Annotated in this window: 21 protein-coding genes and 1 riboswitch; all 21 genes read right to left on the reverse strand. The window is 43.0% G+C overall.

Annotation, left to right across the window (positions count from 1 at the left end):
- Positions 1–11: 11 nt before the first annotated feature.
- Complete coding sequence (gene gcvT, locus DW125_RS04850) at positions 12–1,100, reverse strand: glycine cleavage system aminomethyltransferase GcvT (protein WP_021859964.1); 1,089 nt, start codon at positions 1,098–1,100, stop codon at positions 12–14.
- A gap of 141 nt (positions 1,101–1,241) precedes the next feature.
- Positions 1,242–1,337, reverse strand: a riboswitch (glycine riboswitch).
- A gap of 237 nt (positions 1,338–1,574) precedes the next feature.
- On the reverse strand, positions 1,575–4,214 hold the full coding sequence (gene alaS, locus DW125_RS04855; protein ID WP_117537288.1) for an alanine--tRNA ligase: 2,640 nt from the start codon (positions 4,212–4,214) through the stop codon (positions 1,575–1,577).
- Between the two features lie 89 nt (positions 4,215–4,303).
- Positions 4,304–5,815: a 4Fe-4S dicluster domain-containing protein gene (locus DW125_RS04860; protein ID WP_021859966.1), complete on the reverse strand. Its 1,512-nt coding sequence runs from the start codon at positions 5,813–5,815 to the stop codon at positions 4,304–4,306.
- A gap of 114 nt (positions 5,816–5,929) precedes the next feature.
- The gene (gene asnA / locus DW125_RS04865) at positions 5,930–6,937 is read right to left on the reverse strand and encodes an aspartate--ammonia ligase (protein ID WP_021859967.1); all 1,008 of its coding nucleotides are present in this window, start codon (positions 6,935–6,937) and stop codon (positions 5,930–5,932) included.
- Positions 6,938–7,001: 64 nt separating this feature from the next.
- Positions 7,002–9,401, reverse strand: coding sequence for a homocysteine S-methyltransferase family protein (locus tag DW125_RS04870; protein WP_021859968.1), 2,400 nt, complete (start codon positions 9,399–9,401; stop codon positions 7,002–7,004).
- 26 nt (positions 9,402–9,427) lie between these two features.
- Positions 9,428–10,075 (reverse strand): vitamin B12 dependent-methionine synthase activation domain-containing protein, encoded by a 648-nt coding sequence (locus DW125_RS04875; RefSeq protein ID WP_021859969.1) that lies wholly within the window; start codon positions 10,073–10,075, stop codon positions 9,428–9,430.
- A 12-nt stretch (positions 10,076–10,087) separates the two neighbouring features.
- Complete coding sequence (gene metF / locus DW125_RS04880; protein WP_021859970.1) at positions 10,088–10,960, reverse strand: methylenetetrahydrofolate reductase [NAD(P)H]; 873 nt, start codon at positions 10,958–10,960, stop codon at positions 10,088–10,090.
- A 232-nt stretch (positions 10,961–11,192) separates the two neighbouring features.
- A complete protein-coding gene (gene glgA, locus DW125_RS04885; RefSeq protein ID WP_021859971.1) occupies positions 11,193–12,629 on the reverse strand; it encodes a glycogen synthase GlgA in 1,437 nt (478 codons plus the stop codon).
- Between the two features lie 68 nt (positions 12,630–12,697).
- Positions 12,698–13,489 carry a sporulation transcription factor Spo0A gene (gene spo0A, locus DW125_RS04890; RefSeq protein WP_021859972.1) on the reverse strand — a complete coding sequence of 264 codons (792 nt, stop codon included), beginning with the start codon at positions 13,487–13,489 and terminating at the stop codon, positions 12,698–12,700.
- 145 nt (positions 13,490–13,634) lie between these two features.
- On the reverse strand, positions 13,635–14,693 hold the full coding sequence (gene spoIVB / locus DW125_RS04895) for a SpoIVB peptidase (protein WP_117537289.1): 1,059 nt from the start codon (positions 14,691–14,693) through the stop codon (positions 13,635–13,637).
- A 149-nt stretch (positions 14,694–14,842) separates the two neighbouring features.
- Positions 14,843–16,519: a DNA repair protein RecN gene (recN, locus tag DW125_RS04900; protein WP_021859974.1), complete on the reverse strand. Its 1,677-nt coding sequence runs from the start codon at positions 16,517–16,519 to the stop codon at positions 14,843–14,845.
- 8 nt (positions 16,520–16,527) lie between these two features.
- Positions 16,528–16,977 (reverse strand): arginine repressor, encoded by a 450-nt coding sequence (gene argR, locus DW125_RS04905; protein WP_117537290.1) that lies wholly within the window; start codon positions 16,975–16,977, stop codon positions 16,528–16,530.
- 5 nt (positions 16,978–16,982) lie between these two features.
- On the reverse strand, positions 16,983–17,816 hold the full coding sequence (locus DW125_RS04910) for an NAD(+)/NADH kinase (protein ID WP_021859976.1): 834 nt from the start codon (positions 17,814–17,816) through the stop codon (positions 16,983–16,985).
- Between the two features lie 14 nt (positions 17,817–17,830).
- A complete protein-coding gene (locus DW125_RS04915; protein WP_021859977.1) occupies positions 17,831–18,637 on the reverse strand; it encodes a TlyA family RNA methyltransferase in 807 nt (268 codons plus the stop codon).
- On the reverse strand, positions 18,634–20,502 hold the full coding sequence (gene dxs / locus DW125_RS04920; RefSeq protein ID WP_021859978.1) for a 1-deoxy-D-xylulose-5-phosphate synthase: 1,869 nt from the start codon (positions 20,500–20,502) through the stop codon (positions 18,634–18,636). The genes DW125_RS04915 and dxs overlap by 4 nt, the downstream gene beginning before the upstream one ends.
- Positions 20,503–20,517: 15 nt before the next feature.
- Positions 20,518–21,420, reverse strand: coding sequence for a polyprenyl synthetase family protein (locus tag DW125_RS04925; protein WP_021859979.1), 903 nt, complete (start codon positions 21,418–21,420; stop codon positions 20,518–20,520).
- On the reverse strand, positions 21,404–21,619 hold the full coding sequence (xseB, locus tag DW125_RS04930; RefSeq protein ID WP_021859980.1) for an exodeoxyribonuclease VII small subunit: 216 nt from the start codon (positions 21,617–21,619) through the stop codon (positions 21,404–21,406). Before xseB ends, DW125_RS04925 begins: the two co-directional genes overlap by 17 nt.
- Positions 21,612–22,823 (reverse strand): exodeoxyribonuclease VII large subunit, encoded by a 1,212-nt coding sequence (xseA, locus tag DW125_RS04935; protein ID WP_117537291.1) that lies wholly within the window; start codon positions 22,821–22,823, stop codon positions 21,612–21,614. Before xseA ends, xseB begins: the two co-directional genes overlap by 8 nt.
- 12 nt (positions 22,824–22,835) lie before the next feature.
- Positions 22,836–23,237, reverse strand: a complete 402-nt coding sequence (gene nusB, locus DW125_RS04940) for a transcription antitermination factor NusB (protein ID WP_021859982.1) — start codon at positions 23,235–23,237, stop codon at positions 22,836–22,838.
- A complete protein-coding gene (locus DW125_RS04945; protein ID WP_117537292.1) occupies positions 23,238–23,621 on the reverse strand; it encodes an Asp23/Gls24 family envelope stress response protein in 384 nt (127 codons plus the stop codon).
- 120 nt (positions 23,622–23,741) lie between these two features.
- Positions 23,742–25,346 (reverse strand): peptide chain release factor 3, encoded by a 1,605-nt coding sequence (locus DW125_RS04950; protein ID WP_021859984.1) that lies wholly within the window; start codon positions 25,344–25,346, stop codon positions 23,742–23,744.
- Positions 25,347–25,466: the final 120 nt, after the last annotated feature.

The following is a 25,466-nucleotide window of genomic DNA, read 5'->3' on the forward strand; positions in this document are numbered from 1 at the left end:
CATCCTTATATTTATTTTGCTCTCTTATAGAACGGAAGTGCTACAACTTGTACATCAATCATACGTCCTCTGACATCCACCTGTAATTTTGTTCCGACATCTGTATAGTCAGTTTCCAGTAATGCCATTCCGACAGCCTTGTCAATGAAAGGACCTTTTGTACCGGATGTTGTATGTCCGATCACTTTGCCGTCTGCATATACATCCTGATGTTCACGGATGATTCCTCTTCCAATAACTTCCAGGCCTACTCTCTTTCTCGTTAGTTCTGCATGTTCTTCCAGAGCTTTCTTACCGATGAAGTCATCTTTTTTCATCTTCACTGCGAATCCAAGTCCTGTCTCCAGCGGTGAAACATCATCATCCATCTCGTGACCGTAAAGTGGCATTGCTGCTTCCATACGAAGTGTATCTCTTGCTCCAAGACCACACGGGATAAGTCCTTCTTCTTTTCCATTTTCAAGAAGTGTATCCCACATCTTCTCTGCATACTCGCTTGGCAGATATAATTCTACTCCATCCTCACCTGTGTATCCTGTCTTGGAAATGATACATGGGATTCCGGCTACTTCTGTGTCGAATACTGCATGGTAGTATTTCTGAGGAATGTTCTCTTCTGCTGTCAGCTTTCTTAAGATATCCATTGCTTTTGGTCCCTGCAGTGCAAGCTGTGCATACTGAGCAGATACGTCTGTAAATTTGACTTCTCCAAACTGATGATTTAACATCCACTGATAATCTTTATCTTTGTTTGCTGCATTGACAACAATAAAGTAATGATCATCGGAATGTTTGTAAACAATCAGATCGTCTACTGTTCCGCCATGTTCATTACACATCGGACTGTATCTTGCCTGTCCATCCACCATATTGTCAAAGTTATTCGTCAGTATCATCTGGATATTTGCAAGTGCATCCTTTCCTTCGCATAAAACTTCTCCCATATGAGATACATCAAATAGTCCTGCCTGAGTACGAACAGCCATATGTTCTTTGATTACACCTGCTTCATACTGTACCGGAAGAAGGTAACCTCCAAATGGTACGATCTTACCTCCTGCCTTCACATGTGCATCATAGAGTGGCGTTTTTAATTCCATGATAAAAATCCTCCTTTTTTCTCATCATGAACTGCTCTGTCAGCGGGTCTTGTTCCGTTAAAAGTTTGTCGGAGCAAAAAAATAAGAGACATATCCTATTTCAGGACTTTCTGCCTCCCTGTCTGCTTTCTTTCAGAGCTTCGTCCGAACCCAATTCTTCTGCCTGAGAGTTTCGAATTACTTCTTGCCCCTTCGGCGCTATTGCTTATTGCTAATAACCTCTCTTAGGTTCATCACCCGATCACTTTTCTTTTATTTTGACAGGCTTATTGTAACAGCCCTTAAATTATCTGTCAATAATTGTTTATTTTTTAACTTTTCTGTTATTTATAGGCAATTGCAACAGTCATTATAGTTATTATCTATAAAAAAGAAAGATACATTTTCACTTTTTTGTAGAAAATGTATCTTTCTTTATTTTCATTGTATTTTATTGTACTATTATCTGCGTATTTTCATACTTCTAAAGTGCACTTATGCAAGCTGTTCAGCCAGTACTTCTTTCGCTTTTGTGAGTGCATCATTCATGCCTTCCGGCTTCTTGCCCCCAGCTTGGGCCATATTCGGGCGGCCACCACCACCACCGCCAACGCATGATGCACAAGCCTTGATCAGATTACCTGCATGTGCGCCTTTATCAATTGCTCCTTTGGTAGCCATAGCCATCAGGCTGACTTTACCATCTGTAGCCGATACAAGCACAACAACACCTTCGCCAAGCTTGTCTTTTAACTGGTCACCAAGATCACGGAGTCCGTTCATATCCACGCCTTCTACCTTTGCGGCGAGCAGTTTCACACCGACAACCTCTGTCACCTGATTCATCACATCACCTATAGCATCTTTGGCAAGCTTGCCCTTCAGGCTCTCCACTTCGCTCTTTAATGCCTTATTCTCAGCCTGCAGATGACTGATCTTCTCTTCCATATTATCCGGAGTTGTCTTCAACATCTTCGCAGCTTCGTGAAGCTTCTGCTCCTGTTCCTCGTAATAATCCATCAGTCCTTTGGAAGTCAGTGCTTCAATACGGCGCACACCGGCTGCGACACCGGACTCGGAAAGGATCTTAAATGCCATGATATCACCGGTATTTGCCACATGTGTACCACCACAGAACTCAATAGAGAAATCTCCCATGCTGACAACACGTACAATATCTCCGTATTTTTCACCAAACAGAGCCGCTGCTCCTGTCTTTTTTGCTTCCTCGATCGGCATGTTGCGCACAACAACCGGAAGATGATTACGAATTTCTCTGTTGACGATTGCCTCTACTTCTTTGAGCTGTTCTTCTGTCATAGCAGAAAAATGCGTAAAGTCAAACCGAAGTCTGTTCGCATTGTTCAGAGATCCAGCCTGTTCTACATGTGTTCCAAGCACCATGCGGAGTGCTTTCTGTAACAGATGTGTTGCACTGTGGTTATTTGCAGCAAGTGCACGGTTCTCACGATCAACTTCCAGTGTCACTTTATCACCGATTTTGATCATGCCTTTTGTCACATGACCGACATGTCCGAATTTTCCACCGAGAAGTTTTACAACATCTTCTACTACAAATTCACCGTCTGCACTGCGGATCACACCTTTATCAGCTTCCTGTCCACCGCTTGTTGCGTAGAACGGAGTCTTCGCTACAATGACCGTTCCCTTTTCTCCGTCAGAGAGTGCATCTACAATCTCTTCTTCACTTGTAAGTGCTGTAACTTCTGACTCTGCTTCCATATTGTCATATCCGACAAATTCTGTTGTCAGTTCCGGATCAAGCGCATCATAAACGCTTGCGTCTGTACCACTGTAACTGTGTGTTCCAAAAGTTCCTTCGGACTTCGCGCGCTGTTCTTTCTGTGCTTTTTCAAAGCCTTCTTTATCATATGTCAGTCCCTTTTCCTCCAGTATCTCACTTGTCAGATCCACCGGGAATCCATAAGTATCATAAAGCTTGAATGCATTCTCTCCGGAAAGTACGGTTGTACCTTCTGCTTTCATATCTGCTTCCATGTCAGCAAGAATAGACAGTCCCTGATCGATCGTCTTGTTAAACTGCGCTTCTTCTTTTGCAATGACATTGAAAATAAAGTCTTTTTTCTCTTCCAGTTCCGGATATCCATCCTTGGAACCATCGATAACAGTCTGTGCCAGTTCTACGAGGAATGCTCTCTCAATGCCAAGCAGTCGTCCATGACGGCAGGCACGACGCAACAGACGCCGCAGCACATAACCTCTTCCACTGTTGGACGGCATAATTCCGTCAGAGATCATAAACGTGACAGAACGGATATGATCCGTGATAACACGGAGAGAAACATCTGTCTCATCGCTTGTTCCATAAGATACACCTGTAATGCGGCATACATGGTCGCGCAGTGCTTTCATTGTATCGATATCAAACATAGAATCTACATCCTGCACAATACATGCAAGACGCTCCAGTCCCATACCGGTATCAATATTCTTCTGTTCAAGTTCTGTGTAGTTGTTGTGTCCGTCATTGTCAAACTGTGTAAATACGTTATTCCAGATTTCCATGTACCGATCACATTCACATCCTACTGTACAATCCGGACGTCCGCAACCATATTTCTCACCGCGGTCGTAATATACTTCTGAACATGGACCACAAGGACCTGAACCATGCTCCCAGAAGTTATCTTCCTTGCCAAACTTGAAGATTCTCTCCGGTGCAATCCCAATCTCTTCATTCCAGATCTTCCACGCTTCATCGTCCTCAAGATAAACAGATGGATACAGACGATCCAGATCAAGACCTACAACTTCTGTCAAAAACTCCCATGTCCAGTGAATTGCATCGTGTTTAAAATAATCTCCAAACGAAAAGTTACCAAGCATCTCGAAGAACGTACCGTGTCTTGCAGTCTTTCCTACATTCTCGATATCTCCTGTACGGATACACTTCTGACAGGTTGTCACTCTCTTTCTTGGTGGAATCTCCTGTCCTGTAAAATATGGTTTTAACGGCGCCATACCGGAATTGATAAGCAACAGACTCTTGTCATTGTGCGGCACCAGTGAAAAGCTTTTCATAGCCAAATGTCCTTTACTTTCAAAAAATTCAAGGAACATTCTACGTAATTCATTTACTCCGTATTTTTGCATAATTTCCTCCTCCAAACTCACTATCTCCTAATTATAATAAGATACCCGCCGTTTGTCAACGACAGGCATCTTTACACATTTCTTCTTTTTTACTTTAATTCAATCTCTGCCAATTCTTTTGGCGGAAGTTTTTTCGTGGATGCTTTTACAAATTCTTTGATATTCTTCTGCGCTTTCGGAACCGGAATATTTGTTCCTGCACCTGCCACGCATCCTCCTGGGCATCCCATTCCTTCAATCAGGCATCCGTTCATGCGTCCTGCTTTTGCAAGAGCAAGCATCTTCTTACACTCAGCCAGTCCTTCCGCATGTTCGATATTTACTTCTACATCCGGATAATACTCATGGATACATTTCTCGATTGCCTCTGCAACGCCTCCTGCTACTGCATACCCTCTTCCTGCTCCGGTCGCATCATGGAAAGACGATTCTGCTTCATACTGTGTCAGGTCAATATTCTTAGCATCGAACATTGCCTGCAGTTCTTCAAATGTAATAACAAAATCCACATCACTTCGCACATCCCGGCGCATCGCTTCCAGCTTCTTTGCCGCACACGGTCCGATGAATACCACTTTGGCATTCGGATGCTTCTGCTTGATCGTACGTGCAGTCGCAACCATCGGCGTTAACTCCTGTGATACCTGATCAATGAGGTCCGGAAAATACTTCTTAGCAAGCATCGCCCATGACGGACAGCAAGATGTAAGAAGGAACGGCAGTTCTCCTGTCACAACTTTTTCCACATAATGATGCGCCTCCGCAACTGCACCAATATCTGCCCCAAGTGCAACTTCATAAAATTCCGAGAAACCAAGTTCCTTGAGTGCCGCTTTTAGATTTCTCGGCGTGATATTATCTCCAAACTGTCCTGCATATGCCGGAGCAATCTCGGCAACAATCTCTTCACCATCTTTCAGTGCATGCGCTAACTGGAAAATCTGCGATTTATCAGAAATCGCACCAAACGGACAGTTTACCATACACATTCCACAGGATACGCATTTATCATTGTTAATGTAAGCTCTTCCCATAGCATCTGACTCAATTGCTCCTACACCACATGCCATTTTGCAAGGTCTTGCCTTACAGGAGATTGCGTCATACGGACAGGCGGATTTGCATTTTCCACACTTGATGCATTTTTCCTGGTCAATGTGAGATTTACCATTTACCATGGAAATCGCACTCTTCGGACAGACTTCCATACACGGATGTGCCAGACAGCCCTTACACATATTGCTCACTTCATATCCACGTTCCTCACATGCTGCACACGCTGACGGTATGACTTGCATAAGCGGCGGCTCATAGTATTTGTCCGAAATATTACTTGCCTCCACACCGGCAGTCAGATGAACCGGTTTGTTCTCCGGACGGAGTGACAATCCCATAGCAAGACGAAGACGCTCCCTGACAACTGCTCTGGCTCTGTAAATGCTGTCCCTGTAAACAGGGCTTTCTTCATTCACCATAGCATATGGAATTGCTTCCATGTCGTCACAAAGCGTCTCATCATTTGCCTCGAAGCCAAGTCTTGCAACTTCTTCGAATACTTTCCGTCTCAAACGTTTGACTGTCGTATCTAATCCTCTGATCATATTGACACATCCTCCTGATTCTCTTTCCTAATAGAATTTCTCATAAACTCCTTTAAGTATAAAAAATCGTTAATACAGTGTCAATATTCCCACATGTACAGAATTAAATACAACTTACAGTAATACGATATTATGCTCTTTGCATGTCTTTTTCATTTCTTCCGGCCAGATACTTGCCTGAACCTCTCCAACATGGGCACGATCCAGAAGCAGCATACAAAGTCTTGACTGACCGATACCTCCACCGATCGTATACGGCAATTCTCCATTTAAAAGCATCTTATGATACGGCAGTTCTTTGCGTTCCTCACATCCGGCTTTTTTTAGTTGTTCTGCAAGAGATTTCTCATCTACACGGATACCCATGCTGGAAATCTCCAGTGCACAGTTCAGATTTTCAAACCAGAATAGGATATCTCCATTTAACTGCCAGTCATCATAATCCGGTGCACGACCATCATGCGGCTCCCCGCTTGCCAGCTTGTCACCGATCTGCATAACAAATACACAACCGTATTCTTTCGTAATCAGATTTTCTCGTTCTTTTGGTGTCTTATCCGGATAACGGTCTTCCAGCTCCTGGGAAGTGATAAACGTCACTCCGTCCGGCAGATGTTTCACTGCCTGTGGATACTTATACCATACTTCATGCTCCATATGTTTGATCACTTTGAAAATTGTACGCACGGTATCTTTTAATGTCTCAACTGTACGCTCTTCTTTTGTAATTACTTTCTCCCAGTCCCACTGGTCAACATAACAGGAATGAAGATTATCCAGTTCTTCATCGCGGCGGATTGCATTCATATTTGTATAAAGTCCTTCGCCTGGTTTGAAGCCATATTCATGAAGGGCCATACGTTTCCATTTTGCAAGAGACTGTACAACTTCTACATCTTCTCCTTTGATCCCTGCAATATCAAACTGTACCGGACGCTCCACGCCATTCAAATTGTCATTCAGTCCGCTCTTCTTTGTAACGAAAAGAGGCGCTGAAATTCTTTCCAGATTCATCTCTTTTCCAAATTCTTTCTGAAATGTGTCGCGAATGTACTTGATTGCTTCCTGCGTCTCTCTTACCGAAAGATGAGGGTCATATTTTTCAGGTAATATTAATGCCATGTTTCTTCCTCCTAGCTGTGACTTGTTTTATGTTTGCTCTATTGTTATGAATCTTCTTATCTGTCTATTCCCGTCCGAATACTTTCTGTGCATAGTATACGGATTGCATTGCATCTTTTCCATAGAAATCTGCATGGATCTGGTCTGCATAATCCTGATTTAGGACTGCACCGCCTACCATAACTTTACAATCCGGCTTTTCTTTGTTGAGCTGTCTAATCGTTTCTTCCATGCTGACTACAGTTGTCGTCATAAGCGCACTTAATCCAACCAGTTTAATATCTTCTTTTACTGCTGTCTCAACAATCAATTCCGGCGGTACATCTTTTCCAAGATCCAGAACATCAAAGCTGTAATTTTCAAGAAGTACTTTCACGATATTCTTGCCTATATCGTGAATATCTCCTTTTACAGTTGCAAGAATGATCTTGTCTTTTTCCTCTTCTTCTGTGCCGCTCTTTGCCAGTTCATCCTTCAATACCGCAAATGCAATCTTAGCGGCATCTGCACTCATCAAGAGCTGCGGAAGGAATACCGTACCTTTTTCAAATCCTTTTCCAACTCCGTCTAAAGCCGGAATCATCTCCTCATTGATAATATCAAGCGGCGCCATCGTCTTTACAAGCTCATAGGCTGCATGATGCGCTTCTTCTTTTAAGCCTTTTTCAATTGCACTCTTGAGCGTAATCTGCGTATCTTTGGCAACAGGTTTGTCTGCCTTTACGCTTCCGTATTGTCTGATATATTCTTCACAGTTCTCATCATAGTTCATCAATGCACAATAAGAATAGTATGAACGCATCATATCTTCTGACAGAGGATTGATAATTCCTGCACTCAGACCGTTCTGCATTGCCATTGTGTAGAAATTGGAATTGACTGCCGGGCGGTATGGAAGTCCGAATGAAATATTCGATACTCCAAGCACCGTACAGACTCCATATATCTCCCTGACTTTTCTCAGAGATTCCAATGTAATCCGGGCGCCTTCCGGTTCTGAACTGATCGTCATTGTAAGAACATCGATAACAATATCTTTCTTCGGGATGCCATATTTTGCTGCTTCTGTAATGATCTTTCCGGCAATCTCCACACGTTTTTCAACTGTCTGTGGAATCCCGTCTTCATCAATTGTCAGCGCTACTACTGCTCCGCCATACTTTTTGATCAGCGGGAATACCTGATCCATGGACTCCTGCTTTCCATTCACGGAGTTTACCATCGGTTTTCCGTTATAGATACGCATAGCGGCTTCCATTGCCTGCTGGTCAACTGTATCGATTTGAAGTGGCAGGCTTGTAATACTCTGCAGGTTCATGACAACTTCACGCATCATCTCTACTTCATCAATATCCGGAAGTCCGACATTGACATCCAGGATATGTGCTCCATGATCCTGCTGGGAAATCGCTTCACGCAGAATATAATCCATGTCGTGATCTTTGAGCGCCTGTTTAAACTTTTTCTTACCGGTTGGATTGATACGCTCTCCGATGATCAGCGGCTTCTCACCTAAAAATGCTGCTTTTCCGTAGGAAGATACGATCGTTCTCTCACAAACTTCCGGCAGTTTTCTTCTGCTCCATGCATCGGATGCTTTCACGCTTGCAATCATCTGGCGGATATGCTCCGGTGTTGTACCGCAACAGCCTCCAATTACAGCAGCGCCTTTCTCAACAATCTTTATCATATATTCGGAAAATTCTTCCGGATCTACATCATAATAAACTTCTCCGTCCTTCTGTTTCGGAAGTCCGGCGTTAGGCTTGACAATGACCGGAACGGAAGTATATTTTAAAATCTCATCAAGGATCGGCATCATCTGTTCCGGTCCCATACCACAGTTAATACCGAGTGCATCTACGCGGAGCCCTTCCAGCATCGCAACTACAGACGGAACATCTCCACCTGTGAGAAGTTTTCCTTTTTCATCAAAGATCATCGTTGCAAATACAGGTAGTGATGTATTCTCTTTTGCAGCCAGTATTGCCGCTTTCACCTCATAAGTATCGCTCATTGTCTCAATGTGGATCAGGTCTGCACCGGCTTTTTCTCCATAAATGGTAACTTCTTTAAATGCATTATAGGCATCCTCAAAGTCCAGATCTCCCATTGGTTTTAATAATTTACCGGTCGGTCCGATATCAAGTGCTGCATACACTTCTCTTCCATCCGTAACACCTTCTTCTGCCGCTTTCTTTAAATTTGCAACAGAAGCATTCACAATCGCTTCCAATGAATACTGCGAATCGTGAAACTTCAATGCATTTGCGCCAAATGTATTACTCAGTACAATATCGCTTCCAGATTCATAATATTTTTTATGAATCTGAACCATTGTATCTGGATGCTCAATGCTCCATGTTTCCGGAAGTTCTCCCGGTTTTAATCCATTTTCCTGCAAAAGAGTTCCTGTTCCTCCATCAAAAAACAAAAGCTCTTTCCCCAGCCTGTCTAATAGCATATTCTTGCTCCTTTATCTTTGATTTTCTATGATTCTCTGCGATAAATGCAGTCCTTCTTTCCACAGACCTCGCAACCTTTCTGATGACAGTTCTCCTGCGTCGTACTAAGACCGATCAAAGCGGTTACTGATTTTGTCGGTGTGAGCATACTGCTTTCTGTCATCGTCAGACCAATCTTCTTCGATGCCTCCATCAATGTTAAAATCTCTCGCTGGTGAAGAATGGAAAAATCACCGTATCCCGGGCTGAATCGCGGGCGCAGATACAAGTCCTGTTTTTCCATCTCTGTGCGTATCTCTTCCTGCCTCTCATCCAAATACTCTTCTAACAGTGCTGCTGCACACGCCTGCATTACAACAGCTTTTGCCATTTCCGTATAAGAATATCTCTTAATGAGATAGTCCACTTCAATCCCCAGTGTCCCGCACAGCAGAACGACCTGACGGCAGCCTTTCAGATTCTTTGAAAGATTCCTGCTATGTATTTCCATCATCTCTATCCGGATCGTATCTGTCTGCTTCCACTGAAGTTCAAATGTACGATATATGCTTCTCGGTTTCGCAGTTTCATCCAGTTCTCTGAACGCATCTGCCACCAATCCAAGCGTCTGTTCATCCGCTTCCTGTCTTCCATATCCAAGATAGCGAATTGCTTCTTTGGTTCTGTTATTCATTCACTATCACACCTATCCGTTTTTTACGATATCAGATAAATTGTGCATAATTGCTGTTGCTACTGCCGGATTATTCATAGAATATACATGCACATGATTGATTCCATTTGCAAACAGATCAATAATCTGATCGGTTGCATATGCAATACCGGCCTGCTGCATTGCTTTCGGATCTTCGCCGAAGCGATCCAGTACATCACGGAATCTCTGTGGCAGCACTGTTCCGGACATCTCACTGATTCTCTTCATCTGGTTGCCTTTTGTTACCGGCATAATTCCTGGCACAACCGGAACCGTAATTCCGATTTCACGGATTCTATATAAGAAATTGTAGAAAATTGTATTATCAAAAAACATTTGTGTTGTAAGGAAATCCACACCGCAGTCTACTTTTTTCTTCAGATTATAAATGTCATCTTTCTTATGTTCTGCTTCCACATGACCTTCCGGATAGCATGCAGCTCCGATGCAGAAATCACCCTTGCTTTTGATCTCTTCAACCAGCTCATATGCATATCTGTAATGATTCGGAAGTGGAAATTCAGATTCCTTCGGAATATCCCCACGGAGTGCCAGAACATTTTCAATATTATTCTTCTTCAACTCGTCAATTACGCGTGCTACATGTTCTTTTGTAGAAGAAACGCATGTCAGATGCGCCAGACTGGTAAGTCCCAAGTCGTCCTTGATATGTGATGCAATATTTACCGTATTCTTGCTGGTTCCTCCACCTGCTCCATAAGTTACACTCATGTAAGATGGTTTTAATGCACCAATCTGATCCGTAGCAGATAATACACTTGCAAATCCGGCATCTGTCTTCGGTGGAAATACTTCAAAAGATATGTGTGGTGTCTTTTCTTTTAAAATGTCTTTAATCTTCATATAATCTCCTTTTCCTTCTATGTAAATATATAATTATTCCTATAAAGGCTTTATTATATACGATAAAACAAATTTGCATAAAATGCAAGAAAAACATCCTTCTCATTCATATTCATTCATATGAACAGAAAGGATGTTTTCTCTTTTTAATACATTATTATATAATATTGTGGTTAGAACTCATTCACTATGATACCTGTGAATGTTTCATGATCTATGCTCCTGCAAACTTCTACATGCTTTCATATAAGTCTTCATACTGTTTTGCAGAATTCTTCCATGAAAAGTCCCGTTTCATGCCACGTTCTACAATCTTATTCCAGTCTCTCTTCTTATCATAATAGATACGTTCTGCATAGCGGATTGTTCCAAGCATCTCATGTGCATTATAATTCATAAAGCTGAATCCAGTTCCTGTCTTTTCATATTCATTATATGCTTCTACAGTATCTTTCAGTCCTCCGGTCTCTCTTACGATCGGAACTGTTCCGTATCTTAAGCTCATAAGCTGACTCAGTCCGCATGGTTCAAAGAGTGACGGCATCAGGAATGCATCACAGGATGCATATACTTTATGCGACATCTCTTCGGAATAATAAATATTCGCAGATACTTTATCCGGATACTTCCATGCAAAATGACGGAACATATTCTCATACTGTTCTTCGCCAGTACCGAGTGCCACGATCTGCACAGCATCCTGACAGAGCTCGTCCATCACATATGCTACCAGGTCAAAGCCTTTCTGGTCAGTCAGTCTGGAAACGATACCGATCATCATCGTCTTATGGTTCTTCTCCAGATTCAGTTCTTCCTGAAGCGCTGTCTTGTTCTTGATTTTCTCTCTCCGGAAATTCGATACATCATAGTTCTTCACAATGCTTGGATCTGTCTTCGGATTATAATCCTCATAATCGATTCCGTTCACAATACCGGACAGACAGTTCGCTCTTGCATTCATCAGACCGTCCAGGCGTTCTCCATAGAATGGCATCTTAATCTCTTCTGCATAAGTATTGCTTACGGTTGTGATCCGATCTGCATAGACAATTCCACCTTTCAGATAATTGGCATCCTCATATGCTTCCAGCTTATCCGGCGCGAAATAATACTGTGGCAGTCCCGTGATGTCACGAATCCGCTTCGTATCCCATGTGCCCTGAAACTTCAGATTGTGAATGGTCATGATCGTCTTGATTCCTCTATACCACTCATTACCATAGCGGAAATTATCAAGGTATACCGGAACGAGTCCTGTCTGCCAGTCATGACAGTGAATGATATCCGGTCTGAAATCAATAAGCGGCAGTGCACTTAAAACTGCTTTTGAGAAGAATGCGAACTTCTCAACATCTGTATAGGTATCTCCATATGGCGCGAAACCATTAAAGTAATATTCGTTATCTATGAAATAAAAAAGGATTCCCTCATATTTCATCTGAAGAATTCCTACATATTGTTTTCTCCAGTTCAGATCCATATAAAAATGTGTGACGTATTCCATCTTCTCTTTCCATGTCTCTTTCATACACATGTACTTCGGTAACATAACACGTACATCATATTTATCTTTATCAAAATACTTTGGCAGTGATCCAACTACATCGGCTAATCCACCTGTCTTGATAAATGGTACTGACTCTGAAGCTACAAATAGTATTTTTTTCATATTGCTTCCCTTCCTCTCGATCCACGATATACAATCATTATATCGTATTTTTGTCAGGAAGAAAAGTGTTATCTGTTCTTATATTCCAATCGAATCGTATCTGCAATCAGTGCTATGAACTCTGAATTTGTCGGTTTCCCCTTTCCAGTGCTCACCGTATATCCAAACAGATGATCCAGTGTATCCAGTTTGCCTCTGCTCCATGCGACCTCGATCGCATGTCTGATTGCACGCTCTACGCGGCTTGCTGTTGTCTGATGCATCTTAGCAACTGTCGGATACAGCACTTTTGTGATTGCATTTAGCACATCCATATCTTCCACTGCCATGATGATCGCATCTCTAAGGTAATGATACCCTTTGATATGCGCCGGGATTCCGATTTCATGGATCATATCTGTTACCCGGTTTTCAAGCTGCATCTGTGGCTGTGCCGGAAGCACACCGCCTTCTTTCGCAACCGGCTTTATATTTTTTGTCATATTCTCTCCGGCATTTTTTATCCTTTTTATCACCGTATCGTTGTGGAACGGTTTCAGGATATAATAACTTGCCCCTTTCTTGAAAGCATCTTCCGTGATCCGTTCCTGTCCGATTGCCGTGATCACAATAAAATCCGGATGCTTTCTTAATTCCTGATCATTGTTTACCTGATCCATAACACTTAATCCATCCATCTTCGGAAGGATCAGATCCAGTAATACTACATCCGGCTGTTTCTGCCTGATCATTTCATAGGCATCTTCTCCATTGTTGGCTTTTCCGACCAGCTTCAATTCCTTATCCGCATCAATCATATCGCCAAGTAAATCCAAAATTCTCTCATTATCATCAGCAATTGCTACGTTTATCTCATTCATTGCTCGAAATGCCCCCTTTCCGTTTGTCACAGGTTCTTTCTTTTTGTTAATTGTCATTATAAAGAGTGCCAAAATGTAAATCAAGAATTTAATGTCGTAAAAATCTGACGGTTTACGACTGCATTTTCCATTCATTTTCCATGTTCTACCGGGAGAGCATATTTTCTATGAAAATTGCGTAACCTTTTGTCGGATTATTAACCAGTACATGTGTCACCGCACCCACAATTTTTCCATTTTGCAGTAATGGGCTTCCACTCATTCCCTGGACAATGCCACCTGTCACTTTCAGAAGTTCCGGATCTGTCACTTCCAGAAGTATTCCTTTATTTGCTTCTTTCGCTTTTGTATTGATCTCCAGAATACGCACCTCATACTCTTTGACTTTTCCTTCTACAGCACAGCGGATCTTTGCTTTTCCTTTTCGGATCTCTTCTTTTTTTGCCGTTTCTACCGGCTTCTGTTCCGTAAAAAGCGTATCAATCCGTTCGACTTTTCCAAAAATTCCATTTTCCGTATTCTCACTGATTTTTCCAAGGATATTGTAGTTATTGTAAACAATGATTCCTTCCATGCCGCCGGGTGTTCCGTATTTTCCTTTCTGGATATCGCGAATACTCGTCGCATACACCCTGCCTTCTGAAATACTTAAAAGCTTATTCGTATCTACATCATGAATACCATGACCGAGCGCTCCGAAATGGCTGTCCGCATCCAGATACGTGATTGTCCCAAGTCCCTGTGCATTATCTCTCACCCAGATTCCGAGCTTGTATTCTTTTTTTACATCCCTGACTGCTTTTGTTTTAATCCGGATATTTTCACGGTTCCGCCGGATTGTAAGGACAACTTCCTCTTCTTTCAGTTTTTTCATCTCTTCGATCAGTTCATTTTTAGTCTTTACTGTTGCATTATTGACCTTCTGAATATAATCTCCTGCCTTTACAAGATGACTGGAGGGATTCTCTTTCACACCGTCCTCACGCTCAATTGCATCTGTTCCAAGCACCATAACACCTTTTGTCTCCAGATAAATACCGATTGGCATCCCGCCAGGTATCACCAGCTTCTTGTCCATCGGACTGGCATTTACCTCCTTTTCAAAATCTTTCTGTCTTAATCGGATATAAGAATAGCTGCCACCTACTGACAATACAAAAACAAGTATTATGATCCACATTTTACGCCACCAGTATTTCCGCATAGTTTTCGCCCTTTCCCATTTATAATAAATCGAGCAGGCTGACTCCTGTCCGATTCGTATATCAGCACTTATCGCCATAATTCATAACATAAATAAAGATGGATATCACAAATGTAATATCCATCTTAGTATATGTTTCTTTTTCAATTCTATGCTTTCATCTGTCTTGCAAGTGTCTTCATTTCTTTTGCATTTTCTCTGACTGCATCTGTAATTTTTGCCCCACCTAAGATTCTTGCCAGTTCTTCCACCGACTCTTCTTCAGTAAGCTCGTGGATCCCGGTTGTCGTATCCAGATTGCCGACTGTCTTCTCAATCATGAAATGGTGATCTGCCATCGCTGCTATCTGCGCAAGATGTGTAATACAAATGACCTGATGATTCCTTCCGATCAGTGCCATTTTCTCGGAAACTTTCTGTGCAGTGCGCCCGCTGATTCCTACATCAATCTCATCAAAGATCAATGTCTCTGTGTCATCTTTGTCCGCCAGCACGGTTTTGATCGCCAGCATAATGCGCGACAATTCGCCACCAGATGCAACATTCGTAAGTGGTCTTACCGGCTGTCCCGGATTCATTGAAATCATGAATTCCACTTCATCCATTCCTGCCGGAGTACATGCATCAAGAGTGCGAAACTGAATCTCAAATTTTACATCTGCGAAGTTCAGCTCTTTTAAGCTCTCCCCAATAGATTTCTCCAGCGTTTTTGCCTGTTTTCTGCGGATTTCAGACAATTTTCCAGCTGTCTTTTCCATCTTTTCTTTTGCTTTCTGACAGTTTTCATTCAAACTGCGAATGTAATTTTCATAGTCTTCCAACTTCTTTATTTTCTCCTGCTGCTCATCATAATATGACAGAATATCCGAAATCTGACTGCCATATTTTAATTTGAGATGATTGATCTCGTTGAGTCTCTGTTCCGTCTCATAAAGTTCCTCTTCGGAACATTCACAGGAATCCCTGTATTCAGACAAATCTCTGTTGAAATCATTTAACAGACTGTCAATCTCCGACAACTGGTCAAAAAGTCCCTGCACGGTATCATCGTAATCGCGGATTTCTCCAAGTGCACGGATTGCCCGGCTTAAGCTTTCGCTTGCATTTCCTTCTTCCTGGCTGGTAAATGCATAGGCCTCTGCCGCCCCGTCTGCGAGCTTCTTACTGTTGACTATAAAACGATAAGCCGTCTCCAGCTCTACATCTTCCCCTTCACGAAGCTCTGCCTTTTCGATCTCTTCCGTTTCAAACTGCAGGAAAGAAAGCTCTTTGGCTCTGGACGCCTCATCCTGATCTGCCTCTTCCAGTTCTTTCATCCAGCTCCGGTACTCCCGGTAGTTTTCAGTTATCTTTTTTTTCAGTTCACTGATTTCATCCTTGGCAAATGCATCCACAATTGCCAGATGATTCTTCTTGTAGAGAAGTGACTGATGCTCGTGCTGTCCGTGAATGTCTATCAGCACCGATGCCACTTCTTTTAAAAGTGTCATCGTCACAGTCTCTCCATTGATCCGGCTTACACTTCTGCCTTCCATCAGACGTCTGGAGAGAACTACCATTCCATCTTCCGGGTAGACATCCAGTTCTTTCAGCCTGTGCAGTTGCTTTGCATTTTCAATCTGAAAATTCAATTCAACAAATCCATATTCTGCTCCTTTGCGGAGCATATCTTTGCTGTATCTGGCTCCAAGCGCCAGATTGACAGATCCTAAAATAATAGATTTACCTGCTCCTGTCTCACCGGTCAGAATATTCAGTCCGTCTTTTAACTCTACTTCGATCTCATCGATCAATGCAAGATTTTTCACATATAAACGTTGTAACATGCAGCCTCCTACAAGACAATTTTTCGAATCTTATCCATCACTTTCACAGTATCTTCCACACTTCTGACTGCACACATGATCGTATCATCCCCCGCAATACTTCCGACAATCTCTGTCCATTTCATTGCATCCAGCGCAGCACATACTGCCATTGCCATTCCTGCAACTGTTTTGATCACAAGAATATTCTGTGCCATGTCCATAGATACATATCCGTCTCTTAGAATACGGATATATTTTTCACTCATGCCATTTTCCGTCCCCTGATGGATTGCATAACACTGCTTTCCATTTTCAGACGGAACTTTTGTCAACTTCAGATCACGGATATCCCGTGACACCGTTGCCTGCGTAACTTTGAATCCTTCCTTATTCAGATGATCTGCAAGTTCTTCCTGCGTCTCGATCTGAAATTTACTAATCAGTTCAATAATTTTCGCATGTCTGTTTACTTTCATGACCATTAATTTCCTTTCATTTTTCTACGCAATGTTTCCAGAAAACTGACTTTATTCAGTCTTAAGATCTCTGTTCTGGTAGCGGATCTGCGGATGGTAATCCGCTCTCCTGTATGCATCATAAGCATCTGGGTTCCGTCAAAGGATACCAGCACTTCCTCTTCTGTACCGTTTCTGCCTTCTCCGATCTCAATCTCAATCTCATCTTCACCGGATAAAATCACACTGCTCGTATTCAGTGCATGCGAACAGATCGGTGTGACTACAAGCAGCGATGCTGTCGGTTCTACGATCGGTCCGCCCGCAGAGAGATTGTATGCGGTAGAGCCGGTCGGTGTCGAGATAATGATTCCGTCCGCTTCATAGCAGTTCAGCAATTCTCCATTTACCCATATACGGAAATGAATGATGCGAATTCCACCGTTTCTTGATACGACAATATCATTCAGTGCAACGTCCTTTACAGACGCTCCGTATACTGCTTCCAGCATCATTCTGGATTCCAGCGTATATTCTCCTCTCAATAGCTTCTCAATGGATTCGTCCAGATCTGCAAGCTCTACTTCTGTCAGATAACCGAGTGTTCCCATATTTACCCCAAGCATCGGAACATCCCTGTCATGCAGAATCCTTGCAGCTTCGATAAAACTGCCATCGCCTCCAATTACGATCACACAGTCAATGCCCTCCGGAATACTCTCTTCAATTATTTTCTTTTCTTCATCTTTACGACAAACCGAACAGGTTTTGCCGTAATCTTCGATTATTTTTTTTATGTGTCTTGTCACAGAATGATCTTTGTCTTTTCCATCATTCGTGACAATGAATATATGTTCCATATCTGTTACCTGTATTATTTGGTCAGGGATTCAAATGCACGCTTTGTTATTGCTTCTATATCGAAATTTTCTGAAATCTCTGCCTGTCCTTTACTTTTTTTCAAGTGTACAAGGTACTCAATATTTCCCTCCGGTCCGCGGATCGGTGAAAATTCTAGTTCCAGTACATCAAAACCGATGGAAACTGCATATGCCGTAACCATCTCAATGACTTCTACATGGGTACTTCGTTCTCTTACGACACCTTTTTTTCCGACTTTCTCTCTTCCTGCCTCGAACTGTGGTTTGATAAGCGCAACAATCTCCCCGTCTTCCGTCAGGTAATTGTAGATCGGAAGAAGCACTTTCGTAAGCGAAATAAATGACACATCAATGGACGAAAACTGTACCGGTTCCCCAATATCTTCCGGTGTCACGTAACGGATATTTGTCTTTTCCATGCAGACAACACGGTCATCCTGTCTTAATTTCCAGTCAAGCTGACCACGTCCGACATCAATCGCAAATACTTTGACTGCACCATTCTGTAGCATACAGTCTGTAAATCCACCTGTTGAAGATCCGACATCCGTGCATGTCTTTCCTTTTACACTAACGTCAAAATTCTTCAGTGCTTTTTCGAGTTTCAATCCGCCGCGGCTGACGTATGGCAGTGTATGTCCGCGCACTTCAATCTTGCTTTCTTCTTTAAATAATGTTCCCGGTTTGTCTTCTTTCTGGTCATCCACATAGACATTACCGGACATGATGATCGCCTTGGCTTTTTCTCTGGACGCCGCCAGATTACGCTTTACAAGCAAGACATCCAAACGTTCTTTCATATCTGTAACTCCTTATATGTTTCCATGATTTTCTCTGTCACTGACTGTGCATCAATACCAGTCTCTTTGCGAAGCACTTCCACACTTCCGTGTTCTACATAATTATCCGGAAGTGCAATCGGCAGAACGTGGCAGGAAAGCTGTTTTCTCGCTGCACATTCCAGCACCTGCATTCCATAGCCGCCAGTTATAACATTTTCTTCCAGTACAACGATCAGTTTGTGATTTTTTGCAAGCCTTGCAATACATTCTTCATCTATCGGCTTTACAAAACGTCCGTTTACGAGCGTGCAGGAATACCCTGCATCTTTGAGATTCTTTCGTACTTTTACCGCTTCTTCAAACATATGTCCCATACTGATGAGTGCGATCCCACTCTCCTCGCAGATCATCTCGCTTTTGCCATATTCGATCGGTGCACGATATTCAACATACTGATCGTACGCTGCACCTCTTGGATAACGGATTGCAACCGGACCGTCAGATTTCAGTGCAAAGCGAAGCATGTCTGCCAGTTCCCATTTATGTTTAGGTGACATCACTGTCATATTCGGAATACTGCTTAAAAATGACAGATCAAAAATTCCCTGATGTGTCTCTCCGTCACTTCCGACCAGTCCTGCTCGGTCAACGGCAAATACAACAGGGAGCTTCTGAAGTCCCACGTCATGGATAATCTGGTCATATGCTCTCTGCAGAAAAGAAGAATAAACCGCCACAACCGGGCGCATGCCTCCCGCTGCAAGTCCTGCCGCAAATGTCACAGCATGCTCTTCTGCAATTCCTACATCAAAAAAGCGATCAGGGAACATACTGTGGAAACGGGACAACCCGGTTCCATCTTCCATTGCAGCTGTAATTGCTGTAATGTCCGGATTCTCTTTTGCTTCTGCACACATAACTTTTCCAAACACATCGGTATAGGTATCCTTTTTCTTCTTCTCTGATACCTCACCTGTCGCAATGTCAAACGGGCTAATGCCGTGGAATTTGCCTGGATGCTCTTCTGCCGGCGTATAACCTTTGCCTTTCTTCGTCAGAACATGGACAAGAACCGGTCCTTCTATTCTCCGTGCTTCGGAAAATACACGGCAAAGCGTAGGAAGATCATGTCCTTTTACCGGTCCGAGATATGTAATTCCCATATCTTCAAAAAACATACCCGGAACGATCAGCTGTTTGATACTGCTCTTCGTCCGGCGGATCTGCTCGATCAGAGAATCCCCGACCTTCGGGATCTTCTCAAGCGTCGTTGTCACGCCTTTCTTCAACCCGGTATAAAAATCTGCTGTCCGGATCTTTGCCAGATATCTGGACATTCCTCCGACATTTTCAGAGATCGACATATGATTGTCATTCAGCACAATAATAAAATTACTGTTCAACTGGGACGCATTATTAAGCGCCTCAAACGCCATTCCACCCGTCATCGAACCGTCACCGATCACGGAAATCACACTATAGTCTTCTCCTTTCAGGTCTCTCGCTCTTACATAGCCAAGGCCTGCTGATATGGACGTAGAGCTGTGTCCGGTATCAAATGCATCACAATCGCTCTCCTTACGCTTCGGGAACCCACTCATGCCGCCGTATTTACGCAGGTTTTCAAAACCATCTTTTCTTCCGGTCAGAATCTTATGGGTATAAGACTGGTGTCCGACATCCCAGATAATCTTATCTTCCGGCATTTGGAATACAAGGTGCATTGCCATTGTAAGCTCTATAACGCCAAGATTCGATGCGAGATGTCCACCTGTCTTGCTGACCGTCTCTACAAGAAATTCACGAATCTCCTCTGCCAGTATCGGGAGTTCCTCTTTTTTTAAATTCTTTATATCATTTGCTTTCTGAATTCGTTCCAACATCACGAACGTCCTCTCTTATTTCACTCTATGGATTAGTTTGATGATCAACTCTTCCAGATAATCATTCTCTCCCGGAAGTTCATGTAAAAGAGCAATTGCTTCTTTTGATCTTTCTTCTACAACTGCTGATGCTTTCTCTATACCATACAGAGTTACATATGTAGTCTTCTCATTCTTCTCATCACTGTGGATTGGCTTTCCAAGCACTTCTTCCGTACTTGTCACATCCAAAATGTCATCCTGCACCTGGAATGCGATACCGATATTCGATGCCATCTGCTCAACTTTTTCAAGCTCCTCATCTGTAGCACCTGCAAGGATCGCTCCAACCATCATAGATGCTTCGATCAGTGCAGACGTCTTCAGTTCATAGATCGTATCCAATACTTCCCTGTCGATCTGTTTTCCGGTCTCTTTTACATCAATGACCTGTCCTCCGATCATTCCATGAATGCCGGCTTTTTCCCCCAACACCTGAAGTGCTTTTCCAATCTTAAGGCTGTCCTGAGGACAAAGCTCAAATGCGTGAAACGCAGTCTCAAATGCATAATTTAAAAGTGCATCTCCCGCAAGGATTCCTATATCTTCGCCATACACAACATGGGTAGTCTTTCTACCTCTTCTGTAATCGTCATTATCCATCGCCGGCAGATCGTCATGCACAAGGGAATACGTGTGAATCATCTCAATTGCTGCCATAAACGGTTCGATCGCTTTCATTGTTCCTCCAAAAAGCCGGAATACTTCCTGCATCATCATCGGACGAAGCCTCTTGCCACCTGCCATCAGACTATATTCCATAGCCTCCGTGATAATCTTCTGATAACCGCTCTGCACCGGCAGATATTTCCGCAGTAATTGTTCTATCTCTATTACCTTTTCCTGTTGTAACTGTGCAAAATTATTGTTCAAACTCATGCGTTTCTCCTTCATTATCCAGCACCAGTATCTTTTTCTCTACTTTATCTATCTTTTCATTACACATCTTAAGTGTATCCACGCCTTTATGATACAGTGCAAAAGCTTCTTCCAAAGAGACCTCACCCTGCTCCATCTCCCGGATCACATCTTCCAGTTGTGTAAATAACTTTTCCAGAGTCTGTTCTTTCTCAGCCATGTCTCTCCTCCTTCGTCTCTTCTGCACATACTTTGATCGTACCATCCGTGACATAGATTGTAAGCTCATCTCCCACGTCTACCTGTCCGATTCTTTTCACTGCTTTTCTGTCTGCTGTTTCTACGTAAGAAAATCCTTGATTCAGCTTTTCAAGCGGAGACAGCTTCTTCATTTTCTCCAGATCAACCGTAAAGCGCATCTTATTCTTCTGCAGACTGTTCTCCATAAGAAGACGCAGTTTCTCTTCGTAATCTACTATGCGTTGTCTGTAATCACGCACCTGATTTTCCGGATGGAGATACATAAGCTTCGTCTGATATTCCCGCAGACGCAGACGCTGCATACGAATCTGCTGTTCCAGAAGTCTTGTAGCTTTCTCACGATATTCAATCATCGTCCGTTCTGTCAAGCGATAGTCATAAACTGCAAGTTCTGCAGCCGCAGACGGTGTCGGTGCCCGAAGATCCGCCACATAATCAGCGATTGTCGTGTCTGTCTCATGTCCGACTGCGGAAATCACAGGTGTCTCACATTCAAAAATCGCTCTTGCAACTGCTTCTTCGTTAAACGCCCACAGATCTTCGATCGATCCGCCTCCACGTCCAACAATCATTACATCTACGCCATATGCATCCAGTGTCTGTATTCCTGTAACAATACTCTGCACTGCACCTTCGCCCTGCACAAGCGCCGGATACAGGATCAGCTGTACAAATGGATTCCGCCGCGAAGAAATATTCATAATATCCCGGATCGCAGCGCCGGTCGGTGCTGTCACAATTCCAACAGTTTTCACAAAAGACGGAATCGTTTTCTTATATTCAGGGGCGAACATCCCCATCTCACCAAGCTCCTGTTTCAGTGCCTGAAAACGTTCATAGAGTACTCCTTCGCCATCCAGACGAATCTCTCTTGCATAAAGCTGGTAAGAACCACTTCTTTCATAAACACTGATTCCGCCAAATACAACAACCTGCTGTCCTTCTCTCATATGAAAAGCGAGCCCGCCTCGCTGCCCGGCAAACATAACGCAGGCAATCGTTCCGGACTCGTCCTTTAACGAAAAATATATATGTCCCGATGTGTGGTATTTACAGTTGGATACTTCGCCTTTTACATAGATACGGTTCAGCATATAATCCTGCGTAAACATATTCTTAATGTATGCATTTACCTGTCTGACCGTATATACGTTCTGTGTCATGCTACACCTCTTCTACGCCTTTGCCAGTTTTGCAAGCACGCCATTTACGAAAGACGGACCTTCGTCACTGCTGTATTTTTTAGCAAGTTCTACTGCCTGATCGATCGCAACACCAACCGGAACCTCATCGTCCCATTTCATCTCATAGACTGCGACACGCAGGATGCTTAAGTCTACTTTGTTCATACGACTTGTCTTCCAGCCTTTCGTATGTGTATTGAGCAGCGCATCAATCTCTTCTCTCTTCTCGGCAATATGTTCTGCTTTCTCACGGATGTACTCCATGTCTCTTTCTTTTACATCATCCAGCTGTTCAAAATAAAGCTGGATCTGCTCCGGAATCTCTTCGCCTTCATTAAAATCCAGTCCGAAAACCATCCGGAAAATGTGTTCTCTTAATTCTGATCTTCTCACTTAGTCTTCCTCCGGTACTTTCACGCCTGCAACGCGAATATTCACATCTGCAACTTCCAGTCCTGTCATGTTCTCGATGGAAGATTTGACCTTCTCCTGTACTTTTACAGAAATGTCTTTGACTCCATATCCGTATAATAAATTGAGTGTCAGGGATACTGTAACAATACCGTCCAGAACATCTACTTTCACACCTTTGGAAAGAGACTTCATTCCAAGCTTACTGATCAGTTCTCTTGTTGCATTGCCTGCCATAGAAGCAACACCCTCTACTTCCATCGCAGCCAGTCCTGCGATGATTGCAACAACTTCATCTGCAATCTTCACTTCTCCGATGTTGGCGTCATTTTTTATTGTATAAGCATTTCTTTCTTCTTTTCCCATTTCAGAAACCTCCTGTCTGGTTTATTCGTTCTTATCATTATAACAAATTTCTATTCTTTTGCAAATAGCCAGCACAAAAAACTTCCATCTGCCGACTTCCTTTTCTCACAATCTCCCGGATTAAGATCTTCCAAACTCCTCCAGTATCAGTCCGTCGTTTCTTTCCTGTGTCATACGGATGCTCCACTCATTTACAAACAGAAGCAGCGGTCTTCCTTTGAGATCCTTGATCTTCTTCATATCCGATGTTCCGGAAAGTTTGTCCATATCCACTTCCTCATTGCCGATCCAGCGAATGTATTCATATGGAAGACTGTCCATACGGATCTCTACGTTATATTCATTCTCCAGACGATATTTTAATACGTCAAACTGCAGAACACCGACAACGCCGACGATAATCTCTTCCATGCCTGTATTGTATTCCTGGAAGATCTGAATCGCACCTTCCTGCGCAATCTGGTTGACCCCCTTGATAAACTGTTTTCTCTTCATCGTATCTACCTGACGGACTCTTGCAAAATGCTCCGGTGCAAATGTCGGGATACCTTCATATGCATACCTCTTTGCTGAAGTCGTCAGTGTATCACCGATTGAGAAAATGCCCGGATCAAACACACCGATAATGTCTCCGCCATAAGCTTCCTGCACCAGATGTCTCTCGCTAGCCATCATCTGCTGTGGCTGCGACAGACGTACCTTCTTGCCGCCCTGAATATGGAACACATCCATTCCTGCCTCGAATTTACCGGAACAGATACGCATAAATGCGATACGGTCTCGGTGCGCCTTGTTCATATTTGCCTGAATTTTAAATACAAATGCTGAGAAATCTTCTTCCTCCATCGGATCAATGAGACCTGCATCTGATTTTCTCGGAAGCGGTGAAGTTGTCATTGCAAGGAAATGCTGAAGGAATGTCTCTACACCGAAGTTCGTAAGTGCAGATCCGAAAAATACCGGTGAAAGTTCTCCCTTGCTGACCAGCTCTTGATCGAACTCGGCTCCTGCACCGTCCTGCAGTTCAATCTCTTCTTCTAACTGGCTCTTCTGATCCGCTGTAATAAGATCTGCAATCTCTGGATCGTCAATGTCGATCTTGCGCACCTCACCTTGTGTTGTTCCTTTTCTTGTATCTGAGAACAGCTCGACTTTCTTTGTATTTCTGTCATAGACACCGCGGAACTCCTTACCGGAACCGATTGGCCAGTTTACCGGACAGGTTGCGATTCCCAGCTCGTTCTCGATATCATCTAATAATTCAAATGTATCCATCGCTTCGCGGTCCATCTTATTGATAAAAGTAAAAATCGGGATATGACGCATCGTACATACTTTGAACAGTTTTCTTGTCTGCGCCTCTACACCTTTGGATGCATCAATGACCATTACAGCTGAGTCTGCCGCCATCAGAGTACGGTAGGTATCCTCCGAGAAATCCTGATGTCCCGGTGTATCCAGGATGTTGATACAGAATCCATCATAATTAAACTGTAATACCGATGAAGTTACAGAAATACCTCTTTCCTTCTCAATCTCCATCCAGTCTGATACTGCATGCTTTGCTGTTGCCTTTCCCTTGACACTTCCTGCCTGGTTAATGGCTCCTCCGTAAAGCAGGAACTTCTCTGTTAAAGTTGTCTTACCTGCATCGGGATGGGAAATAATTGCAAACGTTCTTCGTTTTTTAATCTCATTTGTTATTTCATTTGTTATCTCTGACATATATTCCAACACTCCTACATTAGTATATCCGTTTATAGACACTGTTAGTCAGTATAACATATCCTCTGCAAATGCTCAAACAAAAATCCCGCTGCTGCGGGATTTTCCATATATTTTATT

The organism is Dorea sp. AM10-31 (assembly GCF_003435815.1).
In the GTDB taxonomy this organism is placed as follows: Bacteria; Bacillota; Clostridia; order Lachnospirales; family Lachnospiraceae; genus Dorea_D; species Dorea_D hominis.